18 protein-coding genes and 1 pseudogene are annotated in these 22,619 nt (G+C 72.6%); 8 read left to right on the top strand and 11 right to left on the bottom strand.

Annotated elements, in window-relative coordinates:
- From BGO15_RS12710 to BGO15_RS12685, 6 genes and pseudogenes are all read right to left on the bottom strand, one after another.
- Positions 1–749, bottom strand: a pseudogene (locus BGO15_RS12710) (hypothetical protein); the annotation flags it as partial.
- On the bottom strand, positions 743–1,594 hold the full coding sequence (locus BGO15_RS12705; RefSeq protein WP_045246698.1) for a hypothetical protein: 852 nt from the start codon (positions 1,592–1,594) through the stop codon (positions 743–745). The gene BGO15_RS12705 and the pseudogene BGO15_RS12710, both read right to left, overlap by 7 nt.
- Positions 1,587–2,942 carry a winged helix-turn-helix domain-containing protein gene (locus BGO15_RS12700; RefSeq protein ID WP_048809306.1) on the bottom strand — a complete coding sequence of 452 codons (1,356 nt, stop codon included), beginning with the start codon at positions 2,940–2,942 and terminating at the stop codon, positions 1,587–1,589. Before BGO15_RS12700 ends, BGO15_RS12705 begins: the two co-directional genes overlap by 8 nt.
- 2 nt (positions 2,943–2,944) lie before the next feature.
- The gene (locus tag BGO15_RS12695) at positions 2,945–3,718 is read right to left on the bottom strand and encodes an amino acid ABC transporter ATP-binding protein (protein ID WP_045246699.1); all 774 of its coding nucleotides are present in this window, start codon (positions 3,716–3,718) and stop codon (positions 2,945–2,947) included.
- A complete protein-coding gene (locus BGO15_RS12690; protein WP_045246700.1) occupies positions 3,697–4,605 on the bottom strand; it encodes an amino acid ABC transporter permease in 909 nt (302 codons plus the stop codon). Before BGO15_RS12690 ends, BGO15_RS12695 begins: the two co-directional genes overlap by 22 nt.
- Positions 4,605–5,447, bottom strand: coding sequence for an ABC transporter substrate-binding protein (locus tag BGO15_RS12685; protein ID WP_048809307.1), 843 nt, complete (start codon positions 5,445–5,447; stop codon positions 4,605–4,607). The genes BGO15_RS12690 and BGO15_RS12685 overlap by 1 nt, the downstream gene beginning before the upstream one ends.
- Before the next feature lie 249 nt (positions 5,448–5,696).
- On the opposite strand from BGO15_RS12685, the gene BGO15_RS12680 reads away from it, so the two are divergent.
- Positions 5,697–6,824, top strand: a complete 1,128-nt coding sequence (locus BGO15_RS12680; protein WP_048809308.1) for a pyridoxal phosphate-dependent aminotransferase — start codon at positions 5,697–5,699, stop codon at positions 6,822–6,824.
- On the opposite strand, the gene BGO15_RS12675 is transcribed toward BGO15_RS12680, so the two are convergent.
- Positions 6,825–7,808 (bottom strand): GlxA family transcriptional regulator, encoded by a 984-nt coding sequence (locus BGO15_RS12675; RefSeq protein ID WP_056206630.1) that lies wholly within the window; start codon positions 7,806–7,808, stop codon positions 6,825–6,827. It abuts the gene before it with no gap.
- A gap of 99 nt (positions 7,809–7,907) precedes the next feature.
- On the opposite strand from BGO15_RS12675, the gene BGO15_RS12670 reads away from it, so the two are divergent.
- Positions 7,908–8,123: a hypothetical protein gene (locus BGO15_RS12670; protein WP_156454726.1), complete on the top strand. Its 216-nt coding sequence runs from the start codon at positions 7,908–7,910 to the stop codon at positions 8,121–8,123.
- Here the strand turns inward: BGO15_RS12670 and BGO15_RS12665 are convergent.
- Complete coding sequence (locus tag BGO15_RS12665; RefSeq protein ID WP_235557393.1) at positions 8,096–9,271, bottom strand: glycosyltransferase; 1,176 nt, start codon at positions 9,269–9,271, stop codon at positions 8,096–8,098. The genes BGO15_RS12670 and BGO15_RS12665 overlap by 28 nt on opposite strands.
- A gap of 11 nt (positions 9,272–9,282) precedes the next feature.
- Entirely contained in the window at positions 9,283–10,386 is a 1,104-nt protein-coding gene (locus tag BGO15_RS12660) for a glycosyltransferase family 4 protein (protein ID WP_056206636.1), read from the bottom strand.
- A 62-nt stretch (positions 10,387–10,448) separates the two neighbouring features.
- On the opposite strand from BGO15_RS12660, the gene BGO15_RS12655 reads away from it, so the two are divergent.
- The 6 genes from BGO15_RS12655 (at position 10,449) to BGO15_RS12630 (ending at position 21,152) form a co-directional block, all read left to right on the top strand.
- On the top strand, positions 10,449–11,816 hold the full coding sequence (locus BGO15_RS12655; RefSeq protein WP_056206640.1) for a DUF2252 domain-containing protein: 1,368 nt from the start codon (positions 10,449–10,451) through the stop codon (positions 11,814–11,816).
- Positions 11,817–11,891: 75 nt separating this feature from the next.
- Positions 11,892–15,152, top strand: a complete 3,261-nt coding sequence (locus BGO15_RS12650; protein WP_056518984.1) for a transglutaminase family protein — start codon at positions 11,892–11,894, stop codon at positions 15,150–15,152.
- Positions 15,149–17,650: a circularly permuted type 2 ATP-grasp protein gene (locus BGO15_RS12645; RefSeq protein WP_056206642.1), complete on the top strand. Its 2,502-nt coding sequence runs from the start codon at positions 15,149–15,151 to the stop codon at positions 17,648–17,650. Before BGO15_RS12650 ends, BGO15_RS12645 begins: the two co-directional genes overlap by 4 nt.
- Positions 17,651–17,658: 8 nt before the next feature.
- A complete protein-coding gene (locus tag BGO15_RS12640; protein WP_235557394.1) occupies positions 17,659–18,540 on the top strand; it encodes a transglutaminase family protein in 882 nt (293 codons plus the stop codon).
- A 415-nt stretch (positions 18,541–18,955) separates the two neighbouring features.
- On the top strand, positions 18,956–19,966 hold the full coding sequence (locus tag BGO15_RS12635) for a zinc-binding metallopeptidase family protein (protein WP_056206644.1): 1,011 nt from the start codon (positions 18,956–18,958) through the stop codon (positions 19,964–19,966).
- A 4-nt stretch (positions 19,967–19,970) separates the two neighbouring features.
- Positions 19,971–21,152, top strand: a complete 1,182-nt coding sequence (locus tag BGO15_RS12630) for a serine hydrolase domain-containing protein (protein ID WP_200930839.1) — start codon at positions 19,971–19,973, stop codon at positions 21,150–21,152.
- Positions 21,153–21,178: 26 nt separating this feature from the next.
- On the opposite strand, the gene BGO15_RS12625 is transcribed toward BGO15_RS12630, so the two are convergent.
- On the bottom strand, positions 21,179–21,625 hold the full coding sequence (locus BGO15_RS12625; protein ID WP_045246710.1) for a heat shock protein transcriptional repressor HspR: 447 nt from the start codon (positions 21,623–21,625) through the stop codon (positions 21,179–21,181).
- Complete coding sequence (locus tag BGO15_RS12620) at positions 21,622–22,611, bottom strand: DnaJ C-terminal domain-containing protein (RefSeq protein ID WP_045246711.1); 990 nt, start codon at positions 22,609–22,611, stop codon at positions 21,622–21,624. Before BGO15_RS12620 ends, BGO15_RS12625 begins: the two co-directional genes overlap by 4 nt.
- Positions 22,612–22,619: the final 8 nt, after the last annotated feature.

Raw genomic sequence — 22,619 nt, 5'->3', positions numbered from 1 at the left:
GCCGAGAGCATCACGGTGCCCGCCGAGAGGCCGGCGACGAGGCTCGCGCCGCCCGCGAGCCTCGCGATCTCGCCGGGGAGCGTGGACGTGAACAGGGCCAAGATGCCGTTGGCGGCGAAGACGGCCGCGGCCAGCGTCACCACGCGGCCGGCGGACGGCGTCACGGAGACCGGCACAGCGATCGTCGACGCCGACGCGGCGGGTACGGCCGAGCCGGCGTCGCCGGGCGTGAGCAGCGCGGCGGCCGCGACGACGGCGGCGAGCGCGAGCGCCCCGACGAGGAAGACCTGCGAGGCGGAGAGGCCCGCAGCGGCCAGCAGCCCGGCCGAGAGCGACCCGAGCCCGACGCCGCCGAACACCGCGGCCGTCACCCCGGCCGATCCGGCGCGGGAGGACACGACGACCAGGGATGCCGCCGCCACCACGACCCCGAGCGCGGCCCCGCAGACGACGCGCGCCGCGAGAAGCACCCCGAGCTGGTCGAGCGGCGCGATCACCAGCAGCGCGGCGCCCGCGGCATCCAGCACGACAGCCACGACCACGATCGCCACCAGGCTCCGCCGTCGGGCGGCGCGCGCGGCGACGGTCATGCCGCCGATCGACGCGAGTCCGTGGCCGGAGAAGAGCAGCGCGGTCGCCCAGGGCGTGCCGGTCGCCGAGACGATGTGCGTGTAGAACGCGCTCGGCAGCGCCGAGAACGCGCCGACGACGGTGAGCGCCGTCGCGGTCCACCCGGTGCGGCTCACCATCGGTCCCTCACGTTCTGCGGCTCGCCGAGGGCCACGCTCGCCAGCGCCACGTCGGTGACCGCCGAACCGGCCTGATCGATCAGCACCGCCCCGTCGGGCGCCGGATCGAGTCCCGCGACGAGGCGCGCGAGCCCGCCCACCTCGTGCGCGGTGCTGCGGTCGTCGATCAGAGTCGCGTGAGCGGTCTCCCACACGCGGGCGCCGTCGAGGCAGACGACGGCCGCGCCCGGGGCGAGATCTGCGACGGATGCCACCGCGCCGCCGGCGCCCGTCGCGCTCACCGCGAGCACGGCGTCGGCCAGGGCGTCCCTGCCTCCGACGACGACCTCACCCGGGAGCGCCGCACGCGCACGGTCGCCTGCGGCGTCCGAGCGCACGAGCACCCGCCACGACCGCACACCGTGGAGAGTGGCGAGCATGTCGGCGACGGCCCGGTTGGTCGGACCGAACCCGAGGAGCGCGACGGGGGAGGCGGCATCCGCGCGCCCCAGCGCCTCGATCGCGGCGACGGCCGCCGCCGCGGTGCGCAGCCGCGTCGGCAGCATGCCGCGCAGCACCGCGGTCGGCGCCGAGCCGTCGGCGGGACCCGCGAGGATCGTCGACGTCGAGCGTCCGGCGCCGCCCTCGGCGGGAACGTACGACGCCCACTTCGAGATCGCCCAGCCGAGCGCCGGGACCACCGCCGAGATCGACAGGAAGAAGCCGCCGCCCGCAGCGGGGAGCATCTGCTTCGCGGCCTGCGACGCCTCACCGCGCCCGAGGGCGGCGAGGGCTGCCGTGCACGCATCCACGAGCGCGCGGTCGTCGACCGCGGCACGCACCTCGGCGTCGGTCACCTCACGCACGCGACGCCTCCCGGGGGTCGAGTCCGACGGCGGCCGTGGGCGAGACCGCCCCGAGCGCGAGCGACACGATCGTCGCCACCGTGCGGAAGAAGCCCGCCACCGCCGGACTGAAGGCCTTCGGCGAGCGGCTGAGGAACGCGAGATCGCCCCAGATGCGGCCGCCGGTGTGCAGGGGGAAGAGCACGCACGCGTGCAGGTCCTCGGCCGTCGACATGCGGGCGGTCACCGGGAAGCGCCCCGACAGGTTCGACATGTCGCTGAGCTGCACGGTCTGCCCGCTGCGGTACACGTGCGATCCGATGAACGCGTTGTTGACCGGATGGCCCGTGGCGATCGTCTGCCGCCAACGGGCCGACATCCCGGCGCTCGCGATGAGGGTCGCCCGGGGGTCGTCGCTCGTGCCGCCGTCGAGGCGGAAGACGGTCGAGGCGTCGGCGAATCCGCGCGACACGGCCCAGGTGACCGTCGTGTCGGCGACCGCATCGACACTGCCGGCCGCAGCGAGCGCGTCGGCGAGGGCGCCGAGCGCGTCGGTCTGGGAGGTCAGGCGGGCCAGGGCGGCACGCATGCGATCCTCGTTGCGGTTGTCGCCGATCTCGGCGGTCGCGGGGAGGAAGCGGTAGCCGACGCCTCGCACCGATGCGATCCATCGGGGGTCGCCGGACGGGTCGCCGAGCTTCTTGCGCAGGCGGGTGATCGCGAGACGCAGTGCGTTCTGGGCGTCGTCGTCGCCCCACTCCCACAGCTGCTGCACGAGCTCCTCGTGGGAGACGACGCGGCCGCTGTTCGACATGAGCGCGGTGAGCAGCTCGAACTCGTGCCGGCTGAGAGCGAGGTCGTCGCCGTCGAGGGTGCAGCTGCGGGTAGCGACGTCGAGCGCGAGACCCTCGGCCTGGAGCCACCGCACGCGCAGGCTCTCCTCGCCCGAACGGGCGCGCACGAGGGCGAGGAGGCGCGCGCTGAACTCCCGCGGCGAGACGGTCCTCCCGACCACGATGTTCGCGCCGGCGTCGAGCAGCACGAGCTCGACGTCGTCGCGCACGTCGACGTCGACGACGGCGATGGGGGTCTGCCCCGCGGTGCGGAGCACGTTCACGGCCGCGGCGATCCAGTCGATGCTCGATCCGCTGACGAGGATGAGCCGCGCATCCCGCTCCGTCGCGGCATGCGCGGCCGGCACCGGCGCACCGACCGCGACCGTCGGCCACGCGGCGCGACCGATCTTCACCCGCAACGCCGCCGCGGGACTCCCCGGTTCGGCGCAGAGCACGACGGGTCCGAGCAGCTCGGCGTCACGGGCGGTCAGGCCGCCGGTGACGAGGGAGGCGAGGGTCGGCGAGGGGGCCATGGTCAGAGCACCTTCGACAGGAAGGCACGCGTGCGCTCGTGCTGCGGGTTGCCGAGCACCTCGGCCGGCGTGCCGATCTCGACGATCTCGCCGCCCGACATGAACGCGATGCGCCCGGCCACTTCGCGGGCGAAGGCCATCTCGTGGGTGACGACGATCATCGTCATGCCGCTGCGGGCGAGGTCGCGCATGACGTCGAGCACCTCGCCGACGAGCTCGGGGTCGAGCGCCGAGGTGGGCTCGTCGAAGAGCATGAGCTTCGGGCGCATGGCGAGGCCGCGGGCGATGGCGACGCGCTGCTGCTGCCCGCCGGAGAGCGTGCGCGGGTACGCATCCTCTTTGTGCGCCATCCCGACCCGGTCGAGCAGATCGCGCGCGGTCGCCGTGGCCGTGGCACGGTCGAGCCGGCGCACGCGCATCGGCGCCTCGATGACGTTCTCGAGAACGGTCAGGTGCGGGAACAGGTTGAAGTGCTGGAACACCATGCCGATGTCGGTGCGCTGGGCATTGATGCGCCGCGGCGACAGCTCGTGCAAGCGGCCGTCGGCGCGCTCCTCGTAGCCGATGAGGTGGTCGCCGACGTACACGCGACCGCGATCGGGGCGTTCGAGGTGGTTGACGCACCGCAGCAGGGTCGACTTGCCCGACCCCGACGCCCCGATCAGGCAGACGACCTCGCCCGCGGCGACGTCGAGGTCGATGCCCGAGAGCACCTCGACGTGGCCGAACGACTTGTGGATGTTGCGCAGGCGGACTAGCGCTTCGCGATCAGCCATCGCGACCACCTCCTCGAGGATGTGCCGTGGGCGCCGACGGAGCGGAACCCGACGCCGAGGCGTCGCTCGAGCAGATGCTCGAGCCCGGTCAGGATCGTCACGACGACGAGGTACCAGATGCAGACGACGATCAGCACGGGGATCGTCTGATAGGTGCGGGCGTAGATCAGCTGACCGCTGTAGAGCAGCTCGGGCAGCGCGATGACGCTCACGACCGACGAGTACTTCAGCAGCCCGATCGCCTCATTCGCGGCGGGTGGCACGATCACGCGCATGGCCTGCGGCAGGATGATGCGGCGGAACGCGGTGGCGCGACCGATCGCGAGCGCATCCGCGGCCTCCGACTGGCCCTTGTCGACCGACACGATGCCCGACCGGATGATCTCCGCGAGGTAGGCGGCCTCGTTCAGGGAGAGGCCCAGGATCGCGGCGGTCCACGGCGTGATGAGGGTGTTGGTGTCGATCGACCAGAGGGTCGGGCCGAACGGCACTCCGATCACGACGTCGGGGATGATGATCGCCAGGTTGTACCAGAGGATGATCTGCACGAGAACGGGCGTGCCTCGGAAGAACCAGATGTAGACGCCCGCGGCCCCGCCCAGCAGACCGCTGGAGGAGAGCCGCATGACGGCGAGTGCGAGGCCGATGACCAGCGCGATGACCATGCCGACGAGGGTCAGCAGCAGCGTGGTGCCGAGGCCCGAGAGGATGCGGGGGTCGAACAGGTACTGCAGGACGACGTTCCACTCGTAGTGCGGGTTCGTGAGGAACGACCACGCGACCGAGAGGACGACGACCGCCACGACGGCGATGCCGAGCCATCGCCACCGCCGAGGGCGGGGGACGATGACGTCGGCATCGGCCGCCGTGCGAGGGGTGTCGCTCATCAGAAGGGCGACCCGTTGACGATCGGGGCGGTCAGGCCACGGGACGGAACGCCCCACTTGTCGAGGATCGAGGCGTACGTGCCGTCGGCCATGATCTCGGTGAACGCCGTCTCGACCTCGGCGGTCAGCGCGCTGCCCTTCGGGAACGCCGCGGCGAAGTAGCCCTCGTTCTGGTAGCCGCCCGAGACCTTGAGTCCGCTGGCGCTCTTCATGATGTAGGCGTTGGCGGCGGAGTCGTTCGGGGTGACGTCGATGCGCTTGGAGGTGAGGGCGAGCACGACGGCGTTGAGGTCCGAGTACTCGTTGACGGTGATCGCCGCCTTGCCCTCGGAGGTGCACTTCTCGGAGGCGGTCGCGAGGAGCGAGCCTTCGATGGCGCCCGACGGGATGCCGACGGTCACGCCGCAGAGGTCGTTCATATCGGTGATGTCGCGGTAGTCCGACCGGGTGAGGAAGTTGTTCTCCGCCTTGAGGTAGTCGACGAAGTCGACGCTCTTCTGGCGTTCCTTGGTGTCGAACATGCCGGTGAGAGCCATGTCGAAGCGTCCCGAGGTGAGGCCGGGGATGATCGTGTCGAATCCGGCGCTCTGGAACTGGATCGTGCGGCCGAGCTTGGTCGAGAGGGCGGCGGCCAGGTCGACGTTGATGCCCTCCCACGTCGAACCGTCGCTGCCGGTGAAGTTGTAGGGCAGCAGCGACGGGTCGGCGGCGGCGATGATGACGTCGCCGGAGGTGGTGGAGGACGTGGCCTGGGGCGAGCCGGCGGCGCAGGCCGACAGCGCGAGGGCCGACAGGGCGGCGACGGCAAGTGCCGGGATGCCGCGGCGGATGGTGGATCTCACGGGTGCTCCTCGAGTCATGAGGCGGTGGATGTGGGAAGCGGTGCCCGCCCGGTCCGGGTCGACGAAGGGCGTGATGACAGGAGAACCCGTGAATGTTTCGTCCAGATGTCCATGGCAGTCGCTTTCCGGTTTCCGAGCGCGATACCGACACGGAGACGACATGGAGCGGCTCCTACGATGTCGATATCCGAGCCTCGCCGACACGTTCCCGACTGTCGCCGCGGCCCTCACGATGATCGAAGGCACCCCATGACCTCACCCACGCCCACGAGCGGTTCCGATGCCGTCGCCCGCATGATGACGACGTCGACGGTGGCCGGGGCGATCGATCTGGCGATCGGCGAGCCGGACCAGCCGCTCCCGCAGGAACTGGCGGATGCCGCGGCCCGCGCCTTCCGCGACGGCCGCACCGGCTACACCCCGAAGCTCGGACTCCCTGAGCTTCGGGCCCTCATCGCGGCCGACACGACCAGCTCCTCCGGCCGCGTCCCGGTCGAGGACGTGGTGGTCACGGTGGGCGGCACGGGTGCGGTGGCCGTCGCCCTGATCGTCGGGGGCACGGCAGGTGTGGTCATCCCCGACCCGGCGTGGCCGAACGACCTGGTGCTCGCCGAGCAGCTCGGGCTCCCCGTCGCCCGCTACCGCCAGGGACCGTCCGGTGACGACTTCTTCGCCCTCGACGAGATCGAGCAGGCGCTGCGCGCCGGCTTCCGGCTCGTCGTCGCCAACTCGCCCTCGAACCCGACGGGCGCGGTCGCGTCGGCCGCCGCGATGGCGGCGCTGGTCGCGCTCGTCGAGCGGTACGACGCGCGCATCCTCTCCGACGAGGCCTACGAGTCGATCGTGTTCGACGGTGGTCGCGCCGCGTCGCCGCTCGACGTCGGCGGCCGCGATGTCACGTTCGCCGCGCGCACCTTCTCGAAGCGGTTCTCGATGACGGGACTGCGGCTCGGCTCGTTGGTCGCGCCCGCGGAGGCGCGGCTCGCCGTCGCGGCGGTGCACGGCACGACGGTCGGGTGCGCGCCGATCACGGCGCAGATCGTCGGCGCCACGGCTCTCGAGCGACTCCCCGACCGCGGCACAGAGCTCTCTGCGATATATCGGGCTCGGTACGAGAACGCCGCAGCGGCACTGCCCGGCCGCCTCGCGTCGGTCACTCCGTCGGGCCTCGGCGGCTTCTACCTCTGGCTCGACGTCCGCGACACCGGCCGCTCGGGTGCGGCCCTCGCCGACGAGCTCGCCGCCCGCGGCGTGCTCGTCTCCGCCGGCACCGTCTACTCCCCCGAGGACGGCTTCCTGCGCGCCTCGCTCACGGCTCCCGACGGGGCGCTCGCCACGGCGTGGCAGACGATCGACGAGGTGCTCGGGGCATCCTGATCAGGCGGCGGATGCCGCGGCATCCGCCCTCTCGTCGGGGCACGAGAAGCGCGATCGGTAGGCGCTCGGGCTGAGTCCGAGCGTGCGCACGAAGTTCTGACGCAGCACGGCCGCCGAGCCGAAGCCGCTCTCGTCGGCGATGCGGTCGATGCCGTGGTCGGTGCGCTCGAGCAGCCGCTGCGCGTGCAGCACCCGCTGCCGGGCGAGCCAGGCCGCCGGCGTCGCACCGAGGTCCTGCTTGAAGCGCCGCGCGAACGTGCGGGTCGACATGTGGGCACGCGCGGCGAGCTGATCGACGGTCAGGTCGAGGTGCAGGTTCGCGAGCATCCAGTCGGTGACCGGCGCGAGCGAGAGCGAGGCCACGGCGGGCAGCGGCTGCGAGATGAACTGCGCCTGGCCGCCGTCGCGCTGCGGGGGCACGACCATCCGGCGGGCGATGGTGTTGGTGACCTCGGCACCGAGCTCGATGCGCAGCAGGTGCAGGCAGGCGTCGAGGCCGGCCGCGGTGCCCGCGCTCGTGATGATCGTGTCGTCCTGCACGTAGAGCACGTCGGGGTCGAGGTCGACGGCCGGGTAGAGCCGGGTCATCTCGGTCGCGTACTTCCAGTGGGTGGTGGCCCGCCGACCGTCGAGCACGCCCGCGGCGGCGAGCACGAACGCGCCCGAGCAGACGCTCAGGAGCCACGCACGACGGGCGGCGGCCGCCTGCACCACGGCGGTGACCCGCGGGTCGATGCGGGACCAGGATGCGCGCGGCACGGGGGTGACGACGACGAGGTCGGCGGTCTCGGCGAAGGTGAGGTCGTCGACGACGTTGATGCTGAAGCCGAGATTCGACGGGATCGCCCCGGGGTCGGGGGCGCAGATGCGGAACTCGAACGGCTCGATGCCGTCGTCACTGCGGTCGAGGCCGAACGCCTCGCAGGCGAGGCCGAACTCGAACGGCGCGAAGCCGGGCTGCACGATCACGGCGACGGTTCTCATGGGGCATCCTCTCGGGCGCCGCGACCCGCGCGGCTGTGGCAGAAAGCATACGCTCTCTGTCCATTCTGCCACTTTTGGCGTGATCACGACGACCGTAGCGTGAGCGCCATGATCCTCCTCGTGCTGCTCGCGCTCCTCGGCCTCGCGGCCGCCCTCTGGACGGTCGTCGAGGTGATCCGCGGAGACAGCCGCCCCGTGCGCACCGACTGGTCTCGCCTCCCCGATCGCGACGACGGTGCTGCGGTCGCCCCGCGTGCGCGGCGACCGCGCGGCGCCGTGCGGCGGGCTCAGGCTTCGACGGGCTCGCCGCGGTAGAGCTTCTCGAACGTCGAGAGGGTGCGCTGGATGTCGTGCACCTTCACCCCGTCGAGCGAGGCCTGCTGCAGCCGGCGGCGCTCGGCGGCATCCGCCGTGAGCACCGTCGTGAGCTTCGCGGCGAAGTCCTCCGCGCTCGTCGGATCGAACAGATAGCCGTTCTCGCCGTCGTGCACGAGATGCGGCAGCGCCATCGCGTCGGCGGCCACGACGGGCAGGCCCGAGGCCATGGCCTCCATCGTCGCGATCGACTGCAGCTCGGCGATCGAGGGCATGGCGAACAGACTGGCGCGCGTGTAGATGCGCCGCAGCTCGTCGTCGTCGACGCGGCCGTAGAAGTGCACCCGCCCGTCGAGGCCCTGCTCGTGCGCGACGAGCTCGAGCTGCTTGCGCTGGTCGCCGCCGCCGACGATGTCGACGTGCACGTCGAGGGCCGGGTCGAGCAACGCGACCGCTTTGAACAGCAGGTCGATCTGCTTCTCGCGGGTGAGGCGACCCACGAACAGCACCCGGTTCTCGGTGCGCGGCTCGAGGTCGGCGGTGTAGTTGCCGGCGTCGATGCCGCAGCTGATCGGGATGACCCCCTGCAGGTCGATCGCGGCCACCAGGAAGTCCGCCGCGCGCTTCGTGGGGGTCGTCACCGCGCGCGCCAGGTCGAAGGTGCGGCGGGCGTCATCCCAGGCCAGCTTCACGAAGAGCCTGTCGAGCAGCGGGGGCAGGGTCGTGAAGTCGAGGATGTTCTCGGCCATCACGTGGTTCGTCGCGATCACGGGGATGCCGCGCTGCGACGCGATGCGCGCGAGCCCGCGCCCGATCACGATGTGCGACTGGATGTGCACCACGTCGGGCTTCACCGCGTCGAGCACCTGACGGGCGTAGTGCTTCGCCAGCCACGGCCACACGAAGCGCAGCCAGTCGTGCGGGTACCAGCGCCACGACGGCAGCCGGTGCACGGTAACGTTCTCCCCCTCGATGACCTCGACCCGGGGACCGTGATCGCGATGGGTGATGCTCGGGGCCATCACGTGCACGTCGTGCCCGCGCTCGACAAGGCCCGCGGCGAGGCGCTCGGCGAACCGGGCCGCACCGTTCACATCGGGTGAGAAGGTGTCGCAGCCGATGAGGATCGTCAGGGGTCTGTCGGACACGGAAGTCGAGCCTACCTGGCGGCCCGGCGGGATCCCGGGTGATCGACGAGGGAAGACGCGACGTCCAGGAGTGTCTCAGCCGAGCGCCGCCACGAGTAGCGCGCGACGTGCGCGCGGCCCGCGGCGATGACCTCGGCACGGTGCGCGGGGTCATCGAGCCGCCGCACGGCACGGGCGACCGATCCCGGGTCGTGGGGGTCGAAGTACTCCGCACCGGGGCCGGCGACCTCGCGGAAGATCGGCAGATCGGATGCAGCGACCGGCACGCCGATCCCGAGTGCTTCGGCGAGCGGCAGCCCGAAGCCCTCGTCGAGGCTGGCGGAGACGAGCACGGAGCCGTCGGCGAGCGCGCGGGCGTACTGCGCGTCGCTCACGCCGCCGGCGAACTCGACCCGGGCGCCCGGCGGCACGAGCGCCTCGAGCTCGGCCTGGCGGACCGGGCCGATGCGGCTCAGCAGCTGCAGCGTCTTGTCGGGCAGGTGGGCCATCGCGGCGATGAGGGTCTCGACATTCTTGTAGCCCATGAACGAGCCCATGTAGACGAGGTGCGACGGAGTGGCCGCGGCATCCGCCTCGGTGTCGAGGAACGCGCCCAGGTCGTCGGGGGCGTTCGGGATGACCACGACCGGACGCTTCGTGAGCCGCACCCGCGCGAACTCGTCGCGGCTGGTCTCGCTCACCGTCGCGACGACGTCGGCGGCGTTGAGCGTCACCCGCTGCGGCACGTAGGAGAGGTGGAACAGCCGCCACCCGAGCCGCACGAGCGGAGTGAACTCGGCGGGCGGCGTGCGGTGCCGGTAGTAGATCGTGTCGTGGAGAGTCAGGATGAGCCGGAACCGCCGGCCGATCGTGCCCATCGTCTGCATCGGCGAGAACACCACGTCGGGCTCGTACGCGTTGAGGATGCGGGCGGTGAACGGCTCCTTCGCCGAGGTCGGCGCGTGCAGGAACAGGTGCTCGACGCCGTCGGGGAGCACAGCGAGCTGCTCCGGGTCGTGCACGAGGAACGTCACGTCGGCGAGCTCGGCGATCGCGGTCGCCAGCCCCGCGGAGTAGCGGCTGATGCCGTCGTGTCCGTGCGGGCGGATGTACCGCGCGTCGAAGAAGAATCGCATGCGCCCCAAGCCCCTCTCGTCGATCCAGACTAAAGGAGGCCCTGTGGTGCCAAGATGTGCGCATGCCGCTCGATGCACCCCTGCCGTCCACCGCCGACCTCCACGCCCGGGGCGTCGAGGCGCGGCGCGCCACCGCCCGTCGCGACCTCGCGACACTCACGGTCGCGACCCGTGATCCGCTGGGCATCCTCGCGGCGCAGAACGAGACCCGCATCCCCGATCTCCTCGGGCTACGGGCCGAGCGCATGTCGACCGACCCGTTCGCCTTCTACCGGGGCACGGCCGCACTCATGGCGGCAGACCTCGCCGACGACCCCCACTCGGGCATCGTGGTCGCCTCCTGCGGCGACGCGCATGTGGCGAACTTCGGCTTCTACGCCTCGCCGCAGCGCACGCTCGTGTTCGACCTGAACGACTTCGACGAGGCCGCGTGGGCGCCGTGGGAGTGGGATGTGAAGCGCCTGGTGACGAGCATCGTCGTCGGCGGTCGCCACACCTCGCGCGACGCCGCCGTGACCGAGCGGGCCGCGCGCGCCGCCGTCGGCGCCTACCTCGCGACGCTGCGCCGACTCACCGCGCTCAGCGCCCGTGAGCGGTATTCGCTGCACCTCGACCCGAAGAAGGGCATGGGCGCTCTCGCCAAGACGTCGCGGAAGGCGCTGGCGGCGGCGATGTCCGACGCGCTGCGGCGCACCGGCGATCGTGCCGCGCGCCGCTGGACGACGACGGATGCCGCGGGCCGCGCGGTGTTCGTCGAGGCCCCGCCCACCATGACCCACGTCGACGACGAGATCGAGGAGCGCGCACGGAGCCTGTACGGCGCCTACCAGCGCTCGGCGAGCGTCGACATCGCGCTGCTGCTGCAGCACTACGCCGTCGCCGACGTCGCCCGCCGCGTGGTCGGCGTCGGCTCCGTCGGCACGCGCTGCTACCTCGCCGCGCTCGAGGACGGCGACGGCCGCGTCATGCTCCTGCAGATGAAGCAGGCAGGTCCCAGCGTGCTCGAGCAGTACGGCCGCATCGAGCAGCCGTTCACCCTGCGCGCGAGCATCGCCGACGGAGGCCAGGGTGCCCGTGTGGTGTCGCTGCAGCGCATCCAGCAGGCCTTCAGCGACCCGTTCCTCGGGTACGTGCAGGCGCCGGCCGGCGACTACTACGTGCGCCAGTTCCACGACCTGAAGGGCAGCATCGACACCGACACCCTCGAGGACGTGTCGTTCGTGGAGTACGCCCAGGCGTGCGGCGGGGTGCTCGCCCGCGCCCACGCGCAGGACCCGGTGGCGGCGGAGATCGTCGGCTACGCGGGCAACGGCCGCCAGGTGACCGACGCGATCCTCGAGTGGTCGCTCGCGTACGCGAACCTCTCGGCCGCCGACTTCCGCGACTTCGTGTCCGCGAACGCGGCCCCGAGCGACCCGGTCGCCGCCTGAGAGCGGATGCCGCGGCATCCGTCTCACTCGGTGTGACGTAACGACGGCGCAACAGCCGTGGGCCATGCTGTGCTCATGTCGATCAAGGTCGCGCTCGAGCACCGCACGAGCTACCGGTTCGCCCACTCCGTCAAGGCGTGGCCCCACACGATCCGGCTGCGGCCGGCGCCGCACGCGCGCACGCCCATCGAGGCGTACTCGCTGACGGTGTCGCCGGAGGGTCACTTCCTGAACTGGCAGCAGGATCCGTTCGGCAACTGGCTGGCGCGCATCGTGTTCCCCGAGAAGATCGACCACCTCGAGGTGACGGTCGGGCTCGTCGCCGACCTCATGGTCATCAACCCGCTCGACTTCTTCATCGAGGAGTACGCCGAGCGGTTCCCGTTCGCCTACGACGACGCCCTCGCCGCCGACCTCGCGCCCTACCTGCGGCCGGTCGACGACAGCGCCGCGGCGCTCGCGTGGCGGGAGAAGCTGCCCCCGCTCCCCGCCGACGGCGTGCCGACGGTGACGTTCCTCGCCGACCTGAACCGGGCCGTCTACGGCGACGTCGCCTACTCGGTGCGCATGGAGGCGGGCGTGCAGACCCCCGACGAGACCCTCGCCCGCGGCATCGGCTCGTGCCGCGACAGCGCGTGGCTGCTCGTGAGCCTGCTGCGCGGCTACGGCCTCGCCGCCCGGTTCGTGTCGGGCTACCTGGTGCAGCTCGCGCCCGACCGCGAGTCGCTCGACGGGCCGAGCGGCGCCGCCGCCGACTTCACCGACCTGCACGCGTGGGCCGAGGTGTTCGTGCCCGGCGCCGGCTGGATCGGCCTGGATCCGACGAGCGCCCTGTTCGCCGGCGAGGGGCACATCCCGCTCTCCGCGACGCCGCACCCCTCGTCGGCCGCCCCGATCGCGGGCGCCACCGAGCCGGTCGAGGTGACGTTCGACTTCGCGAACGAGGTGCGCCGGGTGCACGAGGACCCCCGCACCACGAAGCCCTACCCGGATGCCGCGTGGGAGCGCATCGACGCGCTCGGCGAGGCCGTCGACCGGCGTCTGGCGGACGCCGACGTGCGGCTCACGATGGGCGGGGAGCCCACCTTCGTCGCCCTCGACGACGCGACCGCGGCCGAGTGGAACACCGCCGCCGACGGGCCGCACAAGCGCGCCCTCGCGAACGATCTGGCCGAGCGCCTCCGACGCGAGTACGCCACCGGAGGCGTCGTGCATCGCGGCCAGGGCAAGTGGTACCCCGGCGAGCCGCTGCCGCGCTGGAACATCGCCCTGCAGTGGCGCGCCGACGGCGAACCCCTGTGGCGCGACCCCGCCCTGTTCGCCGACCCCTGGGGGGACGAACCGGATGCCGCGGCATCCGCTCATGCCGACGCGCTCGCGCAGCGCGTGATCGAGGTGCTGGGGCTGCCGCGCACACAGCTGCTGGCCGCCTACGAGGATCCGCTCGTGCCGCTCGCCGCCGAGGTGCGGCAGCCGGTGGGTGCACCCGCTGAGGAACCGGGCGGTGTCGCCGACGTCGCCGCGTTGGACGCCGCCACCGACGTGCCGGTCGGATGGGTGGTGCCGCTCGTGACGGGCGAGGAGTGGACGAGTCCGCGCTGGCGGTTCCGCCGCGGTCGGCTCGTGCTGGCGGCGGGGTCGAGCCCGGCAGGGCTCCGGCTGCCGCTCGACCAGCTGTCGTGGGTCGACCCGGAGGGCACCGGCGAGCCGTCGTATCTCGAGGCCGGCCCGCGGGTGCGGGTGGAGATCCCCGAGGTGACGGTCGTGCCGGTCGACGGCGCGCCGACCACGGCGCTCTCGATCGAGGCGCGCGACGGGCAGGTGCACGTGTTCCTGCCCCCGACCGACACGCTCGAGGCCTACGCGGCCGTGCTGCGGGTGATCGAGCTCGCCGCCGCCCAGACCGGGGTGCGCGTGGTGATCGAGGGCTACGGCCCGCCGCCGGACGCCCGGCTGCGCCAGCTCGTCGTCACCCCCGACCCGGGTGTGATCGAGGTGAACGTGCAGCCGACCTCGTCGTGGGCGGAGCAGCGGGAGCTGACCACCACCCTGTACGAGCACGCCCGGCAGGCCCGCCTCACCACCGAGAAGTTCGATCTCGACGGCCTCCACACCGGCACCGGCGGCGGCAACCACCTCACGCTCGGCGGCGCGCAGCCGGTCGACTCGCCGCTGCTGCGGCGCCCGCAGCTGCTCGCCAACCTCATCGCCTACTGGCAGCGCCACCCGAGCCTGTCGTACCTGTTCTCGGGCCGGTTCATCGGCCCGACGAGCCAGGCGCCGCGCTTCGACGAGGGGCGTCCTGAGGCGGTCTACGAGATGGAGATCGCGCTGCGCGAGATCGAGCGGATGTCACGGGCCGCCGCAACCGCCGGCGAGGATCCGAGCCCGTGGGTCGTCGACCGCGCATTCCGCCACCTGCTCACCGACCTCACCGGCAACACGCACCGGGCCGAGTTCTGCATCGACAAGCTCTACAGTCCCGACTCGTCACGCGGCCGGCTGGGGCTGCTGGAGCTGCGCGGATTCGAGATGCCGCCGCATCCTCAGCTCGCCCTCGTGCAGGCGCTGCTGGTGCGCTCCCTCGTCGCCATGCTGTGGGATCGGCCCGACGCCGGCCCCCTCGTGCGCTGGGGCACCCGGCTCCACGAGGACGCCCTGCTGCCCGAGGGCGCGGCCGCCGACATCGCGGCCGTCATCGACGACCTGCGCGCGGCGGGAATCGCGTTCGAGCACGGCTGGCTCGACGCGTTCACCGAGTTCCGCTTTCCCCGCATCGGCCAGGTGACCCTTCCCGGCGGCATCGAACTCGAGCTGCGCCAGGCGATCGAGCCGTGGCACGTGCTGGGCGAGGAGGCCAGCTCCGGCGGAACCGCCCGCTACGTGGACTCGTCGCTCGAGCGCATCCAGGTGCGGGTGACGGGCCTCGATGTGCGCCGACACCTCGTCGCGTGCAATGGTGTGTCGGTGCCCCTCACCGCCGGCCGCGCGCCCGACACGCACTACGCGGGTGTGCGCTATCGCGCCTGGCAGCCGTGGTCGGCGCTGCACCCGACGATCGAGGTGCAGGCGCCGCTGACGGTCGAGGTGATCGACACGGATGCCGCGGTCAGCCTCGGCGGCGCGACGTATCACGTCGTGCACCCGGGCGGCCGGGCCTACCATCAGCCCCCGATCAACGCGAACGAGGCCGAGGCGCGGCGCGCGAGCCGCTTCGAGCCGCGCGGCCTCACGGCGGGCGCCGTCGACGTCGCCGCGGTGCGCGAGCGCGGGCGCGCCGCCGCGACCGCCGACTACCCGCACACCCTCGACCTCAGGAGGGCGCCCCGCCCGTGACGGTCATCCGCGACTACGCCGCCACCCTCGCCCAGCCGGCCCTGCCGCTGGGCGGGAGCGGTTTCGCGCGCGTGCGGTACGACGAGGTGATCGCCCCCGACGGCACGCTGCGCGAGGCGTGGAAGGCGATGGCCGAGAGCGTCGTCGCGCTCACACCCGCGGAGCTTCAGCGGGCCGAGGCGGAGGTGCGGCAGTTCCTCGTCGACGACGGAGTGACGTACGCCCCCGCGGGCGGTGACGCGCAGCCGTGGCAGCTCGACCCGGTCCCGCTCGTGCTCGCCCCCGACGAGTGGACGCGCATCGAGGCGGGCCTGGCGCAGCGCGCCGAGCTGTTCGATGCGATCCTCGCCGACCTCTACGGCCCGCAGACGCTGCTGGCCGACGGTTCGATCCCGGCGGCGGCGGTGTTCGGGCACGCGGGCTACGTGCGCTCCGCCGTGCGCGCGGGCACCGGCGAGACATCCCTGTTCCTGCTCGCCTCCGATCTCGGTCGCGACGCGTCCGGCGAGTGGTGCGTGCTCACCGACCGCACCCAGGCGCCGTCGGGCCTCGGCTATGCGCGGGAGAACCGGCGCGTCATCTCGCAGGTGCTGCCCGAGCTCTACCAGGAGCACCGGCTGCACCGCATGGACCCCTACTTCGCGGCGCTGCGGCAGAGCCTGCTGAGCGCGGCCGAGGGGGTCGCCGACCCGCGGGTGGTGATCCTCACCCCGGGCGCCCTGTCGGAGACCGCGTACGACCAGGCCTACCTCGCCGGAGCCCTCGGCTTCCCGCTCGTGCAGGGCAGCGATCTGGTCGTCTGGGAGGGCTGGCTCTGGGTCAAGCCGTCGGGCTGGCCCGAGGTGCGCCCGACCGAGCGCGTCGACGTCATCCTGCGACGGGTGGATGCCGCGTGGTGCGACCCGCTCACGCAGCGCTCCGACTCGCGGCTGGGGGTCGCCGGTCTCGTCGAGGTCATCCGCCGCGGTCGCGTGCGGGTCGTGAACGGACTGGGCGCGAGCGTGCTCGAGAACCCGGCGCTGTCGCCCGTGCTGCCGGAGCTCTGTGAGCGTCTGCTCGGCGAGCAGCTGCGGCTGTCGACACCGGCGACCTGGTGGGGCGGCGACGCGACTGGCCTCGAGGTGCTGCTCGCCCGCCTCGACGACGAGTCGTTCGCGGTGCGCACGATCGACGGCGCCGGCATGCCCGACGCGGATGCCTCGCCCGACGCGGTGCGTGCGCTGATCGGCGAGAACCCGTGGCGCTGGGCCGGGCACGAGGTGCTCACCCTGTCGCAGGCGCCGGTGTGCGGTGCCGATGGGCAGGCGCTGGCCGCCCCCGTGACGCTGCGCACCTTCACGCTGCGGCATGGCTCGACCTATCGCCCCCTCGTCGGGGGGCTGGCCAACGTCGCGCACGCGCAGCGTCCGGGCCGGGTCTCGAAGGACGTCTGGGTCATGAAGAGCACGCCGGGCGATCCCGACCAGGGTCTGCTCGAGCTCGAGCCGGTGTCGGTCTCCGGGGTCATCCCCGCGCTCGGACCCCGCGCGATCGAGGACATGTGGTGGATCGGCCGCTACGCCGAGCGGGCGGAGGACCTGCTGCGCCTCGTCGTGGCGGTGCACACGCACGCCGACCGGCTGCCTGCGGGCGACGCGGCCGCCGACGACGCCGTGCTGGTCGCGATGGCCGCGATCGAACGCCTCATCGGGCGACGGCCGGGCACGGTGCACCAGGAGCTGCGGTCGGCGATCGTCGAGGCATCCCGACCCGGCACCGCGGCGCAGTCGCTCGCGCAGCTGCGCTTCGCGCTCGAGGCGGTGCGCGACCAGCTCTCGAACGACGTGTGGCGCAGCGTCGCGGCGAGCGACCGTGCGCTCGGCGAGCTGCGCGCCTCCGGCCAGCGTCAGATCGCCGACGGCGCCGGCCGCATGCTCACCGGCATCCTGTCCCTGCAGGCGGTGACGGCGAACATGATCCGCGACGACGGCTGGTTGGCGATCGAGGCGGGCCGCTGGATCGAGCGGTCGCTGCAGGTGTGCCTGTTGCTGCGGTCCACGGTCGTCGAGAAGCGCGAGCGGTTCGTCGAGCTGTCGGTGCTGGAGATGGTGCTCGCCTCGGCCGAGAGCGCCGTGACCCAGCGTCGCCGTTACCGCGGCAACGTGCGCGTGTACGGCGTGCTCGAGCTGCTGCTGCTCGACGCCCGCAACCCGCGCTCGGTGGCCTTCGCGCTGGGCGAGCTGCGCGCGCGCCTCACGGCGCTCCCCCGATCGACGGGTTCCACGCGCCCCGAGCGTCTGCTGGAGCAGCTCGAGCAGACGCTGGCAGAGACGGATGCCGCAGCCCTCGCGTCGACCTCGGACGGTCACCGTGACGGGCTCGAGCGCCTGCTGGACGACACGATCGCCCAGCTGCGGCTGCTGGCCGAGGCGGTCGCCGACCTGCACTTCGCAAGCGGCCCGACCGCGCAGCCGATCACCGCGCTGTCGCTCACCGAGCTGCTGGCGGTGGCGTCATGAAGTACCGCGTGAGGCACTGCACCGAGTACACATACAGCTCGGAGGTCGAGAACAGCCTCGGACTCGCGCACCTCGCCCCCCGGGCGCTGCCGTGGCAGCGGGTGGGCGAGCACGAGCTGACGATCGACCCCGTGCCGGGTGATCGGCGTCTGGATGCGGACGTCTACGGCAACCACCTGACCTATTTCCACGTGACCGACCCGCACGAGCGGCTGGTGGTCGAGGCGCGCACCGAGGTCGAGGTCGTCGACACGGCCTACGACGTCGATGCCCTCGCGCGCCCGTGGGAGTCGGCGCGCCCCCTGCACGGCGTGATCGGCGCCGACGTGTGGACGGCGACCGAGTTCGCGATTCCGTCGCCGAAGGTCGCGATGCTGCCCGAGGTGCGCGACTACGCGGCGGTCAGCTTCACCCCGGGCCGGCCGATCGGCGAGGCGGTCACCGACCTGATGCACCGCATCAAGGCCGACTTCGACTACGACAGCAAGGCGACGACGGTCACGAGCACCGTTGCCGACGTCTTCGCCAAGCGGGCGGGCGTCTGCCAGGACTTCGCCCACCTCGCGCTGTCGTGCGTGCGCAGCCACGGCCTCGCCGGGCGCTACGTCAGCGGCTACCTGTCGACGACGCCTCCGCCCGGCAAGACCAGGGTGCTGGGTGCGGATGCCTCGCACGCATGGCTCGCAGTCTGGGTGCCCGGCTCCGACGCGTGGCTCGCGATCGACCCGACGAACGACCAGTGGGCGGGCGAGCGCTATGTCACCGTCGCGTGGGGTCGCGACTACGGCGACGTCACCCCGGTGAAGGGCATCATCTACACCGAGGCGAAGAAGTCGACCCTCAAGGTCGCGGTCGACGTCATCCCCGAGACCGAGTTCTCCCCGGCCTGAGCCCGCGGCGCCCCCACCGCGCCGCCGCTCACCGCGCCGCCGCACCCACCGCCGTGCCGCCGCCCCGCCACCGCTCACCGCGCCGCCGCCCCACCCCACCGCCGCCCCGCACCCACTGCCGCGCCGCCGCGCGCCGCGCCCGCGCCACCCACCGCACCCACCGCCTCTGCCCCGCCACGCCGCCCCCGGCCCAACCGCCCACGAAAAGGCACGCTGCGCGACCCACGGGGCGCCGCGCACCGCGCAACGTGCCTTCCGGCGCGGAGAGCGGCGGCAGCCACGGACGCCGCGCACCGCGCAACGTGCCTTCCGGCGGGAGAGGGGCAGCAGCCACGGCACAGGGCGACGGGCTGCCGCAGACGGGGGCCGGGCGCAAGCCCCGGGCCGCGGCATCCGGATGTGACACCATCGTCGCGTGAAGGCCTTCGCCTGCCGTGTGTGCGGCTCCCGTCTGTTCTTCGAGAACTCTGTCTGCGTGACCTGCGGCACGGGCCTCGGCTTCTCCCGCGGCGAGGCCGACATCGTGCCCGTCGACGCGGCGGGCCGCTATGTCGACGCGGCGGGGCTCGTCTCGCACGTGTGCCGCAACCTCGCGCTCACCGGATGCACCTGGCTCGCCCCTCTCGAGGGCGGGCAGTGCGCGGCATGCGATCTGACGCGCACGCGTCCGAACGATGCGGATGCCGCGGGCCTGGCCTACCTCGTGGACGCCGAGCGCGCGAAGCGCTACCTCGTCTTCGAGCTAGACCGCCTCGGGGTGCCGGTGGTGCCGAAGAGCGCAGACGCGATCGACGGGCTCTGCTTCGACCTGCTCTCGAGCGAGACGGCGCCGGTGGTCACGGGGCACGACGACGGGGTCGTCACGATCGACCTGGCCGAGGCCGACGACGCGCACCGCGAGAGCGTGCGCGCGCAGCTCGGCGAGACCTACCGCACGATGCTCGGGCACCTGCGGCACGAGGTCGGGCACTACATCCAGTGGCGGTTCCTGCGGGACGACGACCTCGTCGCCCGCTCCCGCGAGCTGTTCGGCGATGAGCGCGCCGACTACGGCGAGGCCCTCGACCGTCACTACGCCGACGGTGCGCCTGCCGGGTGGGAGGCCTCGTTCATCTCCGCCTACGCCACCATGCACCCCTTCGAGGACTTCGCTGAGACGTGGGCGCACTTCCTCCACATCTGCGACAGTGTCGAGACGGCCCGCGCCTACGCGCTCGCAGCGGTCGGCGACATCCGCTCGGCACCGCGGTTCAGCGAGGTCGTGAGGCTCATCTGGATGCCGCTGGCCACCGCACTGAACATGATGAACCGCGCGATGGGCAAGCACGACCTCTACCCGTTCGTCATCCCCGAGCCGGTGCTCGACAAGCTTGACCTGATCGCCCAGCTGCAGCACCGGGTCGCCGCCGGAGGCGTGGAAGACTGACCGGGTGAGCGACACCGCCGGAACCCCCGCAGCACCTCCCGGCGAGATCGACGGGTTCGCGGCGGCATCCTTCGCCGGCGTGCGGGACGCCTTCGCCCGCAACCTGGCTTCCGGCGAGGAGCTCGGCGGCTCGCTGTGCGTCATCGTCGACGACGAGGTGGTCGTCGACCTCTGGGGCGGCTGGTCCGACCCCGCCGGCACGGTGCCGTGGGGCGCCGACACGATCACGAACACCTGGTCGAACTCGAAGACCGTCACCGCCCTCGCGGCGCTGCAGCTCGTCGAGCGCGGCCGGCTCGACCTCGCCGCCCCGGTGGCGCGCTACTGGCCCGAGTTCGCGGCGGCCGGTAAGGCGCACATCACGGTGCGGCAACTGCTCGACCACACGGCCGGTGTGCCCGCCTGGGAGCAGCCGGTGACGGTGTCGGACATCCTCGATCAGGATGCCGCGGCCGCCCGCCTCGCGGCCCAGGAACCCTGGTTCGCCCCGGGCACCTCGCAGTCCGGCTACGCACTCGTGTGCTTCGGCCACCTGATCGGTGAGGTCGTGCGGCGCATCGACGGGCGCCCTCTCGGCCGGTTCGTCGCGGAGGAGCTCGCCGACCCGCTCGGCGCGGACTTCTGGCTGGGGCTGCCCGAGAGCGAGGAGAACCGCGTGAGCCTCGTCGTGCCGCCGCCGCGCGTGCCGCGCGACCCGGCGTCACGGCCCGAGCCGGGGTCGATCGCGACCCGGGCATACAGCGGGCCGATCCTCGGGGCGCGGGACAGCTGGACGCGGGAGTGGCGGGCCGCCGGCATCGGCGGGGCCGGCGGAACCGGCAACGCCCGCGCGCTCGCGCGCATGAACCAGATGCTCGCGCAGGGCGGCCTCGTCGAGGGCACCCGCCTGCTGTCACCGGCGGTGGTCGACGCGGTGTTCGCGCACCCCACCGACAGCACCGATCTGGTGCTGCGGCTGCCGTTGCGGTTCGGGCTCGGGTGGGCGCTGCCGCACCCGGTGTCGACTCCGTGGCTGCCGGGCGATCACCGCATCGCCTTCTGGGGCGGATGGGGCGGCTCGCTCGTCATCTGCGACCTCGACCGGCGCATGACCTTCGCGTACGTCATGAACCGCATGGCGGCGAGCGTCATCGGCTCCGATCGCTCGATCGACTACGTCACCCGCGCCTACGCCGCACTCGGCTGAGCATCGCACCCCTGCGGGTGCGAGGGTCAGTCCCGTTCGTCGTCGCGGTGGGGCAGCTCCCGGCGCGGGCGCCAGATCACGACGTCGGTCGCGCGGCGCACGCGCGTGCCCTGGCGGATCGTGACGACTGAGCCGGTGGAGCCGGCCGCGAAGACCCGGGCGCGCTTGTCGAGCTCGGCGCGCAGCGCCTGTTCGAGGTCGCGCACCCGCAGCGTGAGGTCGCGCACGCGGTTCTCGAGTGACACGATGCGCGCGATCGCCGGCAGGCTCATGCCGTCGGCCGACAGGCGCGCGACCTCGCGCAGCTGCTCGACGTGACGCAGCGAGTAGCGCCGCGACCCGCCCTTGGTGCGGTCGGGCACGACGAGGCCGAGCCGGTCGTACTGGCGCAGCGTCTGAGGGTGCATGCCGCTCAGTTCGGCAGCCGTCGCGATCGCGAAGATCGGGGCATCCTCGTCGATCTGCTCGCTCATGACCGGGCCTTCGCCACCAGATCTGCGCGCGGGTTCTCCTTCGGCTCGAACTCGCGGAAGCGTTCGAGCGCCGCACGGGCGTCGTCATCCAGGTGGGCGGGAACCGCGATCTGCACCTCGGCGAGCAGGTCGCCGGTGCCCTTCGCGGTCGTGATGCCGCGGCCCTTGACGCGCAGCACGCGCCCCGACGGGGTGCCGGGCGCGACCCGCAGCTTCACGATCTCGCCACCGAGCGTCGGCACCTCGATCGTCGCGCCGAGCGCCGCCTCGGTGAACGTCACCGGCACCGAGAGGCGCAGGTTCAGCCCATCGCGGGTGAAGACCGGATGCGGCCGCACGGTGACCTGCACGACGATGTCACCCGCCTCGCCGCCGTCGGGCGACGGGCGGCCGCGGCCGCGCAGCCGGATCTTCTGGCCGTCGGCGACGCCCGCGGGGATCTTCACCTTGAACGGCGCACCGTCCTCACCCTGCAGGGTGATGGTGTCGCCCGCCGCGGCGGTGACGAAGTCGAGCGTCGTGCGGGCCGTGACATCCGCCCCTCGGGTCGGACCGCCGAAACCGCGGAACCCGCCCGACGAACGGCCGAACGACCCGGTGCCGAAGCCGCCGCCGGGCTGGTTGAAGACGCTGTAGAAGTCGTCGAACCCGCCCGCACCGCCCCGGGGGGCGCCGCGGCCCTGGCCGAACATCGAGAACACGTCCTCGAAGCCGCCGGCGCCGGCGCCGCCCGCGGTGAAGCGGGCACCCGACCCCATCGCGCGGATCTGGTCGTACTCGGCGCGCTGCTCCGGGTCGCTCAGCACGGCGTACGCCTCGCTGACCTCCTTGAACTTGGCCTCCGCCTTCGCATCGCCCTGGTTCGAGTCGGGGTGGTACTGGCGCGCGAGCTTGCGGTACGTCTTCTTGAGATCGGCCTCCGACACGTCCTTCGAGACGCCGAGCACGGCGTAGAAGTCCTTGTCGAACCAGTCCTGGCTCGCCACCTGTGCCT

Origin of the sequence: Microbacterium sp. 71-23, from assembly GCF_001897265.1 — a bacterium.
GTDB classification, from domain to species: Bacteria; Actinomycetota; Actinomycetes; order Actinomycetales; family Microbacteriaceae; genus Microbacterium; species Microbacterium ginsengisoli.
Note: the sequence above shows the minus strand (reverse complement) of the source record. Positions and strands in the feature narration are given on the sequence as shown.